Here is a 13,906-nt window from a genome sequence, read left to right as displayed (position 1 = left end):
CGTCGGGCGCGACACGCGCCCGCCCGCCGGGATGGTGGCAGGAACGCCCGGGGGAATGTGACGGCGGTCACCGCTGTTGCGACCCCATGAGCTTCGACGACGTGGTGGACCTGCTCGACCGGACCGAGGTCGTGGCGATCGTGACGACCCGCGCGAACGGTGAGCCCATAGCCACCCCGATCTGGTCGGTGGTGGTCGACGGCGTGCCCTACCTGCGCTCCGCCTACGGGCCCGGCTCGTGGTGGTACCGCCACGTGCTCGCCGGGCGTCCGGTGGCCTTCGCGATGGGGGACGGGCACCTCGCCGAGCGCGACCGGCGCGCTGCGCTCGAGCTGAGCCGCGAGCCGGTGGCGACGACGTCGCTGACCGCGGAGGACCCGGTCCAGCACCGCATCGACGAGGAGCTGCGCCGCAAGTACGCCGACGCGCCGCCGTCCTCCCTCGGGCCGATGCTCAGCCCCGAGGCGGTCGCCTGCACGCTGCGCGTGGAGCCCGCCGCCGGCTCCTGACCCGCGCGCCGACCCGCGTGCCGGAGGCGGGCAGCCCGGCCGGTGCGCGAAGGTAGGGGCATGACCTCGGTACAGCTGGAGATCGCCGTCCAGGACCCCGCAGGGGCGCTCGCCGCCCGGGAGGCGGGCGCGGACCGCGTCGAGCTGTGCTCCGCGCTCGACGTCGGCGGGCTGACCCCGAGCATCGCGATGGTCGAGGCCGTCGTCGCCGTCGGGCTGCCGGTCCACGTGCTCGTCCGGCCGCGCGCCGGGGGTTTCCGCTACTCCGCGACCGAGGTGTCCCTCATGGTCCGCGACATCGAGGCGCTGGTGGACGCGGGCGCCGCCGGCGTCGTCGTCGGGGCGCTCACCGCCGACGGCTCCCTCGACAAGCACGCCCTGGAGGCGCTGCGCGACGCCGCCGAGGGACGGGAGGTGACCGCCCACCGGTGCGTCGACGTCCTGCCCGACCCGGCAGCCGCCGTCCCCACCCTCGTCCGGCTCGGGTTCACCCGAGTCCTCACCTCCGGCGGTGCGCCGATCGCCGTGGGGGGAGCCGCGACGATCGCCCGCACGGTCGCTGCCGCCGACGGCGCGCTCGAGGTCATGGCGGGCGGGGGAGTGCTGCCCGCCCACGTGCCCGACCTCCTCGCCGCAGGCGTCGACGCCGTCCACCTGTCCGCCCGGCGCCGGGTCTCGGACGCCGGCCCAGCGGGCCCCGGGGGCGGCCCCGCCGGCTACGACGTCACCGACCCCGCCACCGTCGTCGCCGCAGCCGCCGCCCTCCACCCCACCCACCCCTGACCCCCTGCCCCCGCTGCCCCCTGACCCCGCTGCCCCCCTGCCCCACTCCCCCCTCGCCGACAGCCGACTTCCGCCCGAGAGCCGACTTCCGCCCGAGAGCCGACTTCCGCCCGACAGCCGACTTCCGCCCGACAGCCGACTTCCGCCCGACAGCCGACTTCCGCCCGAGAGCGGGTCCGCAGCGGTCGACGTCCGACTCCCCTCCACCCGAGGTGGAGTGGGCGGCCCCGCCGAAACGGGCGGCACCCCGCGATCTCGCTACCGTGGACCCGTGGCACGACGACGGATCGACCCCGCCGAGGGAATGGCTGCGCTACGTCAGTGGCGCGACGCGGACGACGACGGCGCGGAGGTGCCGCCGGCCGTCGTACGCACTGCTGTGCGGTTCACCCTCGAGGAGCTGGCGGTGAGCTCGCCGGGGAACTCCGTCGAGGTCCGTGTCCCGCCCGCGGCCGCGGTCCAGGCGATCGCCGGGCCTCGCCACACGCGGGGCACGCCACCCAACGTCGTCGAGACGGACATGGACACCTGGCTGCGCCTCGCGACCGGCCGTCTGACCTGGGACGACGCGGTCAGGAGCGGCGCCGTCGTCGCGTCGGGCATCCGAGCCGACCTCTCCAGCGTCCTGCCGCTGATCACGCGCTGACCTGAGTCCGCGGACAGCGGCTCTCGCACACAACTCCGCTCTCGCGCGGAAGTCGGCTCTCGCACACAACTCCGCTCTCGCGCGGAAGTCGGCTCTCGCGCACAACTCCGCTCTCGCGTGGAAGTCGGCTCTCGCGTGGAAGTCGGCTCTCGCGCGGAAGTCCGCTCTCGCACACAACTCCGCTCTCGCGCGGAAGTCGGCTCTCGCGCACAACTCCGCTCTCGCGTGGAAGTCGGCTCTCGCGCACAAGTCGGCTCTCGCGCGGAAACCCGCTCTCGCGCGGAAGTCGGCTGTCGGCGGGGGAGGCGGGCGGGGAGGGAGAGGGGGCGACGGGCGGGGGGAGGTGGGGCGGGTAGATTGGGGCGGGTGAGCACGCCCAGTCCTGAGCACGGTCCCGGCGAGGCAGAGCAGCCCGGCCGCTCGGCCGAGTCCACGAGCGGCGGGTCCCGCAACGGCCAGCACCGGGTCCCGCCACGCGAGCCGCAGCCGGCCGCCGACGCCCCCGTCGCTCGCGTCGCGGACGTCGCCGACCACAGCCGCGTCCGGCGCGCCCCGCGCTACGGCCGGTTCGGGATCGTCGGCTTCCTCGTCGGGGCACTGCTGTCCCTCGTGCTGGCCCTCGTGCCGGACGGCCTGGAGATCTCCCGCGGCGCGCTCTTCCTCGTCCTCCTCCTCGCCCTCGGCACGGCCGGCGTCTTCGCCGGCCTCACCTGGGCCCTGGTCGCCGACCGCCGCTCACTGCGCCGCACCCGGCAGGGGTGAGCGGGGCGTGCCGACCCGAGTCCTGCACCTGCCCGCCCCGCCGGCCAGGGTCGCCGCCGCCCTCGACTCCCTGCGCGGCGAGCTCGACATCCCCGTCGAGTTCCCGCCCGCGGCCCTCGCCGAGGCCGCTGACGCCGCCGCCCGTCCGCTCCCGGACCTTCCCGACGCCCGCGACCTGCCGCTCGTCACCATCGACCCGCCCGGCTCCCGCGACCTCGACCAGGCGGTGCACCTGGAGGAGGACGGTGAGGGCCTCGTCGTCCACTACGCCATCGCCGACGTCGCCTCCTTCGTCACGCCCGGCGGCGCCCTCGACGAGGCGGTCCGCGCTCGCGGCGTCACCGTCTACGGACCGACGGGCTCGCTGCCGCTGCACCCCGAGACGCTGAGCGCGGGCGCGGCGAGCCTGCTCCCCGGCCAGGATCGCCCCTCCTACCTGTGGCGCATCGCCCTGGACGACGCGGGCGAGGTCCGGGAGGCGACGGTCCGCCGCGCGCTCGTCCGCAGCCGCGCCCAGCTGACCTACGAGCAGGTCCAGGCCGTCGCCGACGGCGCCAGCGACCCCGCCGTCCCCGACGCACTGCCCGCCCTCCTGCGCCGGGTCGGTGAGCTGCGGCTGGCCCGCGAGCGTGAGCGCGGCGGTGTGTCCCTCGAGATCCCCGAGCAGGACATCGTCGATCGGGACGGCGGCTACGCGCTGACGTTCCGCGCCACTCTCCCGGTGGAGGAGTGGAACGCCCAGGTCTCGCTGCTCACCGGGATCGTCGCCGCCGGGATCATGACGGACGCCGGCGTCGGCATTCTGCGCACGCTGCCGCCCGCCGACCCGCGCGACCTCGCGCGCCTGCGCCGCACCGCCCGCGCGCTCGGCATCGACTGGCCCGCCGACGACGCCTACCCCGACCTCCTGCCGACCCTCGACTCCGCGCGGCCCAGCCACGCCGCCTTCCTCAACCAGGCGACGACCCTCTTCCGCGGCGCCGACTACGCCGTCCTCGGCGCGGGCGGGGGCGAGCCGCAGGACGAGGAGGACCTCCGGCACGCCGCGCTCGCCGCGCGGTACGCCCACGTCACCGCGCCGCTGCGCCGGCTCGTCGACCGCTTCGGCCTCGAGGTGTGCCGCGCCGCGTGCGCGGGCGAGCCGGTGCCGGCCTGGGTCCTCGAGGCGCTGCCGAGCCTGCCCAGGGCGATGGCCCGCGCCACCCAGCGCGCCGGCCGCTACGAGCGGGGCGCCGTCGACGCCGTCGAGGCCCTGGTCCTCGAGCCGCACCTGGGGCAGACCTTCCGGGGCGTGGTCGTCGACGTGGACGACGACGGCGCGCGCGTCGTCCTCGCCGACCCGGCCGTCGAGGCCCGGGTGGAGGCCGCCGGGCTGCCGCTCGGGGAGGAGATCACGGTGCGGCTGACCGAGGTCGACGTGCCGACCAGGACGGTCCGTTTCTCACCAGGCTGACGCGACCCGCCCCGCGCGCGTGGATGTGGGACCATTCCCTCGTGCGACGTGGAGACGGACGGCTGAGCCACGACCTGCTCCCCGGGGACAAGGGCCCCCAGGACGAGTGCGGTGTCTTCGGCGTCTGGGCGCCGGGTGAGGAGGTCGCCCGGCTCACCTACTTCGGCATCTACGCCCTGCAGCACCGCGGCCAGGAGTCGGCGGGCATCGCGACGAGCAACGGCGAGCAGCTCCGCGTCTACAAGGACATGGGCCTGGTCTCCCAGGTCTTCGACGACCAGACGCTCTCGGCGCTCCAGGGCCACATCGCGGTGGGCCACGTGCGCTACGCGACGACGGGCGCGAGCGCGTGGGAGAACGCGCAGCCCACCCTGGGGCCGGCGGGGGCCGGCACGGTCGCGCTCGGCCACAACGGCAACCTCACGAACACCCGCTCCCTCATGGAGGAGGTGCGCCGCCGGTCCGGCGCCGACCTCAGCGGGGAGCTCGGCCGCGGCAGCTCGACCGACACGGCCGTCATCACCGCGCTCCTCGCGGGCACCCCGGGTGAGCCGGTGCGCTCCCTGGAGGACACGGCGATGGACGTCCTGCCGATGCTCCAGGGCGCCTTCTCCCTCGTCTTCATGGACGAGCACTCGCTGTACGCGGCCCGCGACGCCCACGGCATCCGCCCCCTCGTCCTGGGCCGGCTGCAGCGCGGCTGGGCGGTCGCCTCGGAGACGGCGGCGCTCGACATCGTCGGCGCGACGTTCGTCCGCGAGGTCGAGCCCGGCGAGCTCCTCATCATCGACGAGGACGGACTGCGCACCCGGCACTTCGCCCGCCCGGAGCCGCGCGGGTGCGTCTTCGAGTACGTCTACCTGGCCCGGCCGGACACCCAGATCGCCGGTCGCTCGGTCAACGCGGCCCGCAGCGAGATGGGCCGGGTCCTGGCCCGGGAGCACCCGGTGGAGGCGGACCTCGTCATCCCGACGCCGGACTCCGGGACGCCCGCGGCCATCGGCTACGCCCAGGCGTCGGGGATCCCGTTCGCCCAGGGGCTGGTGAAGAACGCCTACGTCGGGCGCACGTTCATCCAGCCGACCGACACGATCCGCCAGCTCGGCATCAAGCTCAAGCTCAACCCGCTGCGTGAGGTCATCGCGGGCAAGCGGCTCGTCGTCGTCGACGACTCGATCGTCCGCGGCAACACCCAGCGCGCGCTCGTGCGGATGCTGCGTGAGGCCGGTGCCGCGGAGATCCACGTGCGCATCTCCTCCCCGCCGGTCAAGTGGCCCTGCTTCTACGGCATCGACTTCGCCACCCGCGCCGAGCTCATCGCCAACGGCATGAGCACCGAGGAGATCCGGGCCTCGCTCGACGCGGACAGCCTCGGCTACATCTCCCCCGAGGGGATGATCGAGGCCACCGCGGTCCCCGAGGAGCGCCTGTGCACCGCCTGCTTCACCGGGCGCTACCCCGTGCCCGTGGAGGAGACGACGGAGCCCGCCGAGAGCCACCGGGGCAGCTACCACGTCCTCCCGCACCGTCCCTCGCCGACCCTGACCATCGCTGGAGCGCAGTGAGCACCGAGCCCCGTACCCCGATCAGCTACGCCGCGGCAGGCGTCGACACGGAGGCGGGGGACCGCGCCGTCGAGCTCATGAAGGGGGCGCTGCGCGCCACCCACGGACCGGAGGTGCTCGGCGGCGCCGGCGGGTTCGCCGGCCTGTACGACGCCTCGGCGCTGCGTGAGTACCGCCGTCCGCTCCTCGCGACGTCGACCGACGGCGTCGGCACGAAGGTCGCCATCGCCCAGGCGATGGACAAGCACGACACCATCGGGCACGACCTCGTCGGCATGGTCGTCGACGACATCGTCGTCGTGGGGGCGCGCCCGCTCGTCATGACCGACTACATCGCGTGCGGTCGGGTGGTCCCGGAGCGGATCGCCGACATCGTCCGGGGCATCGCCGAGGCGTGCGCGCTCACCGGCACGGCGCTGGTCGGCGGGGAGACCGCCGAGCACCCGGGGCTGCTCGGGCCCGAGGAGTACGACGTCGCGGGCGCGGCCACCGGCGTCGTCGAGGCCGACCGCGTGCTCGGCCCGGACCGGGTCGCCGAGGGTGACGTCCTCCTCGCCCTCGCCTCCTCCGGGCTGCACGCCAACGGCTACTCCCTCGTGCGGCGGGTGCTGGACGTCAGCGGCTGGAGCCTGGACCGCGAGGTCGCCGAGCTCGGGCGCACGGTGGGCGAGGAGCTCCTGGAGCCCACCCGCCTGTACACGCGGCTGTGCCTCGAGCTCGCCGAGGACGACGGGCTGCACGCGCTGTCCCACGTCACCGGGGGCGGGCTGGCGGCCAACCTCGCCCGCGTGCTGCCCGCGGGTCTGGTCGGGCACGTCGAGCGCGGCTCGTGGCAGGTCCCGGCGGTCTTCGACCTCGTCCGCCGGCTCGGCCCGGTCGACTGGGCCGACCTCGAGCAGACCCTCAACCTCGGCGTCGGCATGGTCGCCGTGCTCACGCCCGACGCCGCCGCCCGCGCGGTGGCGACCGCGCAGACCGCCGGGGTCGGGGCGTGGGAGCTCGGGACGGTCACGCGCCTCACCGACCAGGACGAGGACGTCGTCACCGGCACCAAGGGCATGCGCGGAGGAGCCGTGCGGCTGCACGGCTCCTACCGCGTGTAGCGCTCACCCGCGCCGGCGCCGTCCTGCCCTCGCGGGTGGCCGGCGCCGCACGTGCGCACGCCCGCCCGGCCCCGGCGAGGGCCGGGCGGGCGCGCGTGAGCGTGCGTCCGCTCCGTCCAGCACCACGCCGCCGTCCGGGTGGGCGGCGGCGTCGAGAGAGGCAGAGACGAGTCTCAGCCGGAGCGGGTGCTCCAGTCGTCGTCGTCGTCCTCTGCGGAGGGGACCTCGTAGTAGTTGTCCGTGTGCCCAGAATGGGTGGCCTGCGCCGTGAGCTCGCGTTCGAGCGCACGGTAGTCGGTCTCCGGGCTGTAGTACTTCAGCCTACGGGCGACCTTCGTCTGCTTGGCCTTCTGACGGCCGCGCCCCATGGCGTCGACCCCCTCCAACGTAGAAGAGGGGCAGGCACCGACAAGGTCAGTGCGGCCCCAGTGCTGTGGTCATGGTTCGTGTGCCCCACGGTACATGGTCAACGGGCGGTTCGACCATCTACGCCGACGTGCGGCCTCTCACTGGCTAGCCGCGCCCGCTAAAGGCACCTTGGGACCATCGTCCGCGTTTCGCCCGATTCGCACGAGTTACGGTGCTGAAAAGCGCGTCGGGCAGCGCCCGGACGCGAGCGACGGATCTGAGGTGCACCATGAACGAGAACTACCGCGAGGAGACACTGCTGACCCCCGGCGAGGTCGCCGCCCGCTTCCGCGTCGACCCCAAGACGGTCACGCGTTGGGCCAACGCGGGGAAGCTCACGGCGGTCCGGACCCTCGGCGGGCACCGCCGCTACCGCCGCAGCGAGGTCGACGAGCTGCTCGTCGCCAACGGCCTGGGCGCGGGCATGACGACGGACGCCGTCCGGTAGGCCCGGCCGGCGTCGCCGTCGTCGCGGGTCAGGACCTGCGGGCGGCGAGGGCGATGACTGCCGCGACGGCGGCCGCCCCTGCGCCGAGGATCCCGATGACCTTGGGGTCGCCCGCCTTCACGCGGTCGAGGACCGAGCCTGCCTTGGCGGTGACGTCGTCGACCGCGTTCTTCGCGGCGGAGGAGATGTTCTCCTTCGCCTCCTTCAGCTGTACGCGGGGGTCGAGCATGGTGCTCAGCTCGTCCACCGAGGAGGCGAGCTCCTCGCGGGTGCGGACGAGGTCCGCCTCGATCTGCTCGGGAGTGCGCTTCTCGCTCATGACTGGATCCCCTTCTTCACCGCGTCCACGTCGGCCTTGAGGTTGGCCTTGGTCTCCTCGGCCGACGGTGCCTGGCCCTCCTGGACCTTCTTCTTCCCGATGAGGGCGGCGACCGCGGCGATGATGAGCAGGACCACCCCGACGATGAGGGCCGAGAGCCAGGCGGGCAGGGCGACGGCCAGCCCGAGCACGGCGGCCGTGATGAGCACGCCGAGGGCGTAGAGGGCGAGGAGCCCGGCGACGGCGAAGAAGCCGGCGCCGACGCCGACGTGCTTCGCCTTGTCGGCCAGCTTGACCTGGATGAGCTCGATCTCCCCGCGCAGGATGCGGGAGAACTGCTCGGACACCCGGGCGACGAGCTCGCCCATCGTGGGGCGTGCCGCGGCCGGGCCGGAGCGGGGTGCCCCCGCCGGCGTGCTGAAGCCCTCTGGAGGCCGCCCGGAGTCGTGCGGTGCCTGGGTACTCACGCGATCCTCTTCTCCGCGCCGAAGCGCCTCTCGTGGTCTCGTGCACGCCCATGATCGCGGTCAACCGCGCGGGGTGCACGTCGTTCCGCGATTCTGCCGCCCGGCGGCCAGGTTGCCGCCAGGTGACGACGAGATGAACGGGTCGCGTCTCGTTCTGTGAGACTTTGACGCGCACATGACATGTGCCACATGATGAGCGGACCTTCCCCTCCACCGTGCGCTCGCAGCCGCGCGCACCTTCACTCCCGGACACAGCCGGAGAAGGAGAAACCGTGAGTCGAGTCCCCCGTAGGTCCGCCATGCGTAGCAGAGGGGGTGTCGCCGCGGTCGGGATCGCCTCCCTCGTCCTCTCCCCGCTCCTCGCCGTGGCTCCCGCCGCCGCCGCACCCGACGGGTCCGCCGTCGTCATCAACGAGGTGTACGCCCGTGGTGGCAGCGCGAACCAGCCGTACCTCAACAAGTTCGTCGAGCTGTACAACCCGACGGAGGAGGCGGTCCCGCTCGACGGCATGACCCTGCAGTACCGCTCCGCCACCGGGGTAGCGGCGACGACCTCGGTCGTCCCGCTCTCGGGCATGATCGCCCCGGGCGGCTACTACCTCGTCGAGGGTGCCTCGAACGGCACGACCGGTCAGGCGCTGCCCACCCCGGACGTGCGCTCGACGATGAACCCGCAAGGGTCGAACGGCGTCGTCGTCCTCGTGGACGGCACCGCCCCGGTGACGCTCCCGCAGGGCCCCGTCGCGACCGGTGACCTCGACGGCGCGATCCTCGACCTCGTCGGCACCGGCACCGCGACGACGTTCGAGACGGCACCGGCCGCGAACCAGGGTGGCAACTCCGACCCGCTGTCGTGGCAGCGGGCCGAGGGCGCCGACACGGACGACAACTCCGCAGACTTCACGATGGCGGCACCGACGCCGCGCAACGCCGCGGGCACCGAGGCCCCGGCCCCCGAGCCCGAGCCCGAGCCGACCGACCCGCCCGAGATGCGGACGATCGCCGAGATCCAGGGCACCGGTGACACGACGCCGCTCGCCGGCCAGGTCGTCGCCACCCGTGGCGTCGTCACCGGTGTCTACCCCACGGGCGGCTTCAACGGCGCCTTCATCCAGACCCCGGGGACCGGCGCGGACCTCGAGGGGCACACCGCCTCCCACGGGATCTTCGTCTTCGGCGGCGGCACCGCCTTCGCGAACACCGTGAAGGTCGGGGACCACGTCGAGGTCACCGGCGCCGCGAGCGAGTACTTCGGTCTCACCCAGCTCACCGCGCAGACCTTCACCGTGCTCGACGAGGCTGCCGAGCCGGTCGTCCCGGCGGCGATCGAGCTGCCCGCGCTCGCCGAGCGCGAGCCCTTCGAGAGCATGCTCCTCGCCCCGCAGGGGGACTTCACCGTCACCGACAACTACAACACCAACCGTTTCGGCTGGGTGGGCCTGGCCGCCGGCACCGAGCCGCTGCGCCAGCCGACCGACGTCGTCGCGCCCCGCACCACCGAGTACACCGAGCTCGTCGCGGCGAACGCCGACCGTGAGATCCGCCTGGACGACGGCGCGAGCCACGACTGGACGAACTTCTCCTTCGCCGACCACAACACCCCGCTGCCCTACCTGACGACGGACAACCCCGTCCGCGTGGGCGCCCCGGTGGACTTCGAGCGCCCGGTCGTCCTCGACTTCCGGCGCACCGTCGCCAACGAGGACGCCACCTGGAACCTCCAGCCGCAGACGCGCCTGACCGGTGACAACGCGGCGGACGTCCAGCCGATCACCTGGCCCGACACCCGGCCCGCGGCCCCGGCCGAGGTCGGCGGCGACGTCACGCTCGCCACCTTCAACGTGCTCAACTACTTCACCCACCTCGGGGCCGAGGAGCAGCCCGCCTGCCAGGGCTACAACGACCGCGCGGGCAACCCGACGACGGCGCGCAACTGCGACGTCCGCGGCGCCTGGGACGCTGCCGACCTCGCCCGCCAGACCGAGAAGATCGTCGCCGCGGTCAACGCGCTGGACGCCGACGTCGTCGCCCTCCAGGAGATCGAGAACTCCTTCTCCTTCGTCCCGGGCAACGCGCCGGCCGACCGCGACCACGCCCTCGCAGGGCTCGTCGAGGCGCTCAACGCCGTCGCGGGCGACGGCGTGTGGGGCTACGTCGCCTCACCGGCCGCGTTCCCGGCGGAGGAGGACGTCATCCGCAACGCGTTCATCTACCGCACGGCCTCGGTCGAGCCGGTCGGTGACACGACGATCCTCATCGGCAACGACGCGTTCGCCAACGCGCGCCAGCCGATGGCCCAGGAGTTCGCCCTCGTCGGCGAGCCCGACGCCGACACGTTCGTCGTCATCAACAACCACTTCAAGTCCAAGGGCTCGGGCAGCGGCGTCAACGCCGACCAGGGCGACGGCCAGGGGGCGTCCAACGCCGACCGGGTCCGCCAGGCCGAGGCGCTCGCCGCCTTCGCCGACACCGTGGCGGGCGAGGCGCAGACCGACCTCGTCTTCCTCGTCGGCGACTTCAACTCCTACACGATGGAGGACCCGCTCGAGGTCCTCTACGGGCAGGACTACGCGAACGTCGCCCAGGAGCTCACGGAGAAGTCGACCTACGCCTTCGGCTCGATGGTCGGCTCCCTCGACCACGTCCTGGCCAGCCCGGCGGCCTTCGAGGCCGTCACCGACGCGGACATCTGGAACATCAACTCCTACGAGTCCATCGCCTTCGAGTACAGCCGGCACAACTACAACGTCACGGACTTCCACGACGCCTCGCCGTACCGCTCGAGCGACCACGACCCGATCCTCGTCGGCATCGACCTCGTCGAGGACCGGCCGACGGTCGACATCAACCTCCTCGCGTTCAACGACTTCCACGGCCGGCTGTTCGCGGACGTGACCGCCGACGGTGTCACGACGAACGACACGCTCGGCTTCGCGGGGACCATCGAGCGGCTGCGCGCCGAGGAGGGTGAGGAGAACACCGTCCTCTTCTCCTCCGGCGACAACATCGGCGCCTCGCTGTTCACCTCCTCCCTCCAGGAGGACCGGCCGACCGTCGAGATCCTCAACGCGCTCGACCTCCTCACCTCGGCCGTGGGCAACCACGAGTTCGACGGCGGGTACGACAACCTCACCGGACAGGTGAGCGACTGGGCGGACTTCTCCCACCTCGGCGCCAACGTCACCTTCGCCGACACCGGCGCGCCCGCCCTGGACGCCTACGAGACGGTCGAGGTCCAGGGCCTCACCGTCGCCGTCATCGGCGCGGTGACCGAGGAGACTCCGACGCTCGTCAGCCCCGGCGGGATCGCCGACCTCGAGTTCGGTGACCCGGTCGAGGCGGTCAACCGCGTCGCGGCCGAGCTCACCGACGGCAACGCCACCAACGGCGAGGCCGACGTCATCGTCGCCGCCTACCACGAGGGCGCGGGCTTCGAGAACACCTCCACCCTCGAGGAGGAGGTGGCGACCAGCGAGATCTTCGACCGGATCGTCAACGACACGAGCGCGAAGGTCGACGCCATCTTCAACGGCCACACCCACAAGGTCTACGCCTGGGACGGCCCGGTGCCCGGCGTCGACGGGGAGTCCCGCCCGGTCATCCAGGGTGAGAGCTACGGGGAGTTCGTCTCCCAGGTGGTCCTCACCGTGGACGCCGAGACGGGCGACGTCGTCGACTACGACCACCGCAACGTCCCCGCGTCCACCGCGCCGGTGGCAGAGCTCGTGGCGGCCTACCCGCGTGTCGCGGAGGTCAAGACCATCCTCGACGCCGCGCTCGCGGTGGCCGACGAGAAGGGCCGCGAGGTCGTGGGCTCGGTGACCGCCGACATCACGACGGCGTACACCGCCGCCGGTGCACGCGACGACCGAGCGGCGGAGTCCACGCTGGGCAACCTCGTGGCCGACGCCCTGCGCGAGACGCTGAGCGAGGACCACCGCGGCGGCGCCCAGATCGGCGTCGTCAACCCCGGCGGCCTGCGGGCCGAGCTGCTCTACACGTCCACCGGGGCCGAGGCGGACGGTGAGGTCACGTTCGCGGAGGCCAACGCCGTCCTGCCGTTCCTCAACGACCTGTGGACGGTGACGCTCTCCGGCGAGCAGGTCAAGCAGATGCTCGAGCAGCAGTGGCAGCCGGACGGCTCCTCGCGGTCCTTCCTCCACCTCGGGCTGTCGGACAACGTGTCCTACACGATGGACCCGGCGGCGCCGCGCGGTGAGCGGATCACCTCGGTGACGGTCGACGGCGAGCCGCTCGACCTCGAGGCGGACTACCGCATCGGGACGTTCTCCTTCCTCGCGCAGGGCGGTGACAACTTCTCCGTCTTCAAGGGCGCCACCGACGTCCAGCAGACCGGCCTCATCGACCGCGACGCGTGGATCGGCTACCTCCGGGAGGCCTCGCCCCTGTCGCCGGACTTCGCCCGCCGGGCGACGGTCGTCGACCCGCTGCCCTCGCAGCTGGAGCCCGGCCAGGCCGTCTCCTTCGAGGTGTCCCGCCTCGACCTCACCTCCAAGGGCAGCCCGGCCAACACCGAGCTGACCGTCTCCCTCGTGGGAGCCGGCGGACAGCGCACCGTCCTGGGGACCGCGGCCGTCACCGACGGCGCGGCGACGGTGGGCTTCACCGTCCCGGCAGGCCTCGCCGGGCAGTACTCGCTCGAGATGGTCGCCGCTCCCAGCGGGACCACCATCCAGGTGCCGGTGACCGTCACGACGCCGCAGCCGCAGCCCCAGCCGCCGCAGTACGGCTTCTTCCTCACCAACGGCTGGGAGGGCGGGTCGGCCGACCACGCCTTCGTCTACGGCCGCTGGACGGACGAGGTGCTCATCGGCGACTGGGACGGCGACGGCCGTGACTCCATCACGGTCCGCCGCGGTGCGACCTTCCACGTGAACAACCGGCCCGCCGGTGGCCCGGCGCAGTCCGTGTTCACCTACGGCCGCCCCGGGGACGTCGTCCTCGTCGGCGACTGGGACGGTGACGGCACCGACACCCTGGCCGTGCGTCGCGGGAACGTCTACCACGTGAAGAACTCCCTCACCGGTGGCAAGGCCGACGTCGAGCTCGTCTACGGACGGCCCGGCGACGACGTCCTCGTCGGCGACTGGGACGGCAACGGCACCGACACCTTCGCGGTGCGCCGGGGCGCGGAGTACCACGTGAAGGACTCCCTCACCGGCGGCAAGGCCGACACCGTGCTCGTCTACGGGCGGGCGACCGACGAGGTCTACGCCGGCGACTGGGACGGCGACGGCGAGGACACCCTCGCCGTGCGTCGAGGGATCGTCTTCCACGTGAAGAACTCCCTCACCGGTGGCCCGGCGGACACCGTCATGGCCTACGGACGCCTCGGTGACGAGGTCTACGTGGGCGACTGGGACGGTGACGGCGAGGACACCATCGGTCTGCGCCGCACCCCGTAGGACCCGCACGACGGACG

The 13,906-nt window shown here is 73.2% G+C and carries 12 protein-coding genes; 9 read left to right on the top strand and 3 right to left on the bottom strand.

What is annotated here, in order from left to right:
* Positions 1-86: 86 nt before the first annotated feature.
* The 7 genes from FHE66_RS15240 to purM all read left to right on the top strand — a co-directional run bounded on the left by FHE66_RS15240 (position 87) and on the right by purM (position 6,821).
* Positions 87-509: a DUF2255 family protein gene (locus FHE66_RS15240; protein WP_176554586.1), complete on the top strand. Its 423-nt coding sequence runs from the start codon at positions 87-89 to the stop codon at positions 507-509.
* Positions 510-569: 60 nt separating this feature from the next.
* Positions 570-1,292: a copper homeostasis protein CutC gene (locus FHE66_RS00195; protein WP_139070978.1), complete on the top strand. Its 723-nt coding sequence runs from the start codon at positions 570-572 to the stop codon at positions 1,290-1,292.
* Positions 1,293-1,563: 271 nt separating this feature from the next.
* Positions 1,564-1,938, top strand: a complete 375-nt coding sequence (locus tag FHE66_RS00190) for a sterol carrier family protein (protein ID WP_255303546.1) — start codon at positions 1,564-1,566, stop codon at positions 1,936-1,938.
* 366 nt (positions 1,939-2,304) lie between these two features.
* Positions 2,305-2,700 carry a hypothetical protein gene (locus tag FHE66_RS00185; RefSeq protein ID WP_139070977.1) on the top strand — a complete coding sequence of 132 codons (396 nt, stop codon included), beginning with the start codon at positions 2,305-2,307 and terminating at the stop codon, positions 2,698-2,700.
* Positions 2,701-2,707: 7 nt separating this feature from the next.
* Positions 2,708-4,153 (top strand): RNB domain-containing ribonuclease, encoded by a 1,446-nt coding sequence (locus FHE66_RS00180; RefSeq protein WP_139070975.1) that lies wholly within the window; start codon positions 2,708-2,710, stop codon positions 4,151-4,153.
* 23 nt (positions 4,154-4,176) lie between these two features.
* Positions 4,177-5,718 (top strand): amidophosphoribosyltransferase, encoded by a 1,542-nt coding sequence (gene purF, locus FHE66_RS00175; protein WP_139070974.1) that lies wholly within the window; start codon positions 4,177-4,179, stop codon positions 5,716-5,718.
* Positions 5,715-6,821 carry a phosphoribosylformylglycinamidine cyclo-ligase gene (purM, locus tag FHE66_RS00170; protein ID WP_139070973.1) on the top strand — a complete coding sequence of 369 codons (1,107 nt, stop codon included), beginning with the start codon at positions 5,715-5,717 and terminating at the stop codon, positions 6,819-6,821. Before purF ends, purM begins: the two co-directional genes overlap by 4 nt.
* Before the next feature lie 173 nt (positions 6,822-6,994).
* Here purM and FHE66_RS00165 read toward each other — a convergent pair whose 3' ends face one another.
* Positions 6,995-7,189: a DUF3073 domain-containing protein gene (locus FHE66_RS00165; protein WP_139070972.1), complete on the bottom strand. Its 195-nt coding sequence runs from the start codon at positions 7,187-7,189 to the stop codon at positions 6,995-6,997.
* 269 nt (positions 7,190-7,458) lie between these two features.
* Between FHE66_RS00165 and FHE66_RS00160 the strand changes: the two genes are divergently transcribed.
* Complete coding sequence (locus tag FHE66_RS00160) at positions 7,459-7,677, top strand: BldC family transcriptional regulator (protein ID WP_139070971.1); 219 nt, start codon at positions 7,459-7,461, stop codon at positions 7,675-7,677.
* A gap of 28 nt (positions 7,678-7,705) precedes the next feature.
* Here FHE66_RS00160 and FHE66_RS00155 read toward each other — a convergent pair whose 3' ends face one another.
* On the bottom strand, positions 7,706-7,996 hold the full coding sequence (locus tag FHE66_RS00155) for a DUF3618 domain-containing protein (protein WP_139070970.1): 291 nt from the start codon (positions 7,994-7,996) through the stop codon (positions 7,706-7,708).
* A complete protein-coding gene (locus FHE66_RS00150) occupies positions 7,993-8,463 on the bottom strand; it encodes a phage holin family protein (RefSeq protein WP_230976445.1) in 471 nt (156 codons plus the stop codon). The genes FHE66_RS00155 and FHE66_RS00150 overlap by 4 nt, the downstream gene beginning before the upstream one ends.
* A gap of 299 nt (positions 8,464-8,762) precedes the next feature.
* Between FHE66_RS00150 and FHE66_RS00145 the strand changes: the two genes are divergently transcribed.
* Positions 8,763-13,889: an ExeM/NucH family extracellular endonuclease gene (locus FHE66_RS00145; RefSeq protein WP_139070969.1), complete on the top strand. Its 5,127-nt coding sequence runs from the start codon at positions 8,763-8,765 to the stop codon at positions 13,887-13,889.
* The last annotated feature ends 17 nt before the right edge of the window (positions 13,890-13,906 follow it).

It is taken from the genome of Georgenia sp. 311 (assembly GCF_006151955.1).
Taxonomy (GTDB): Bacteria; Actinomycetota; Actinomycetes; order Actinomycetales; family Actinomycetaceae; genus Oceanitalea; species Oceanitalea wutianyii.
This window is presented reverse-complemented; position numbering and strand designations above follow the sequence as displayed.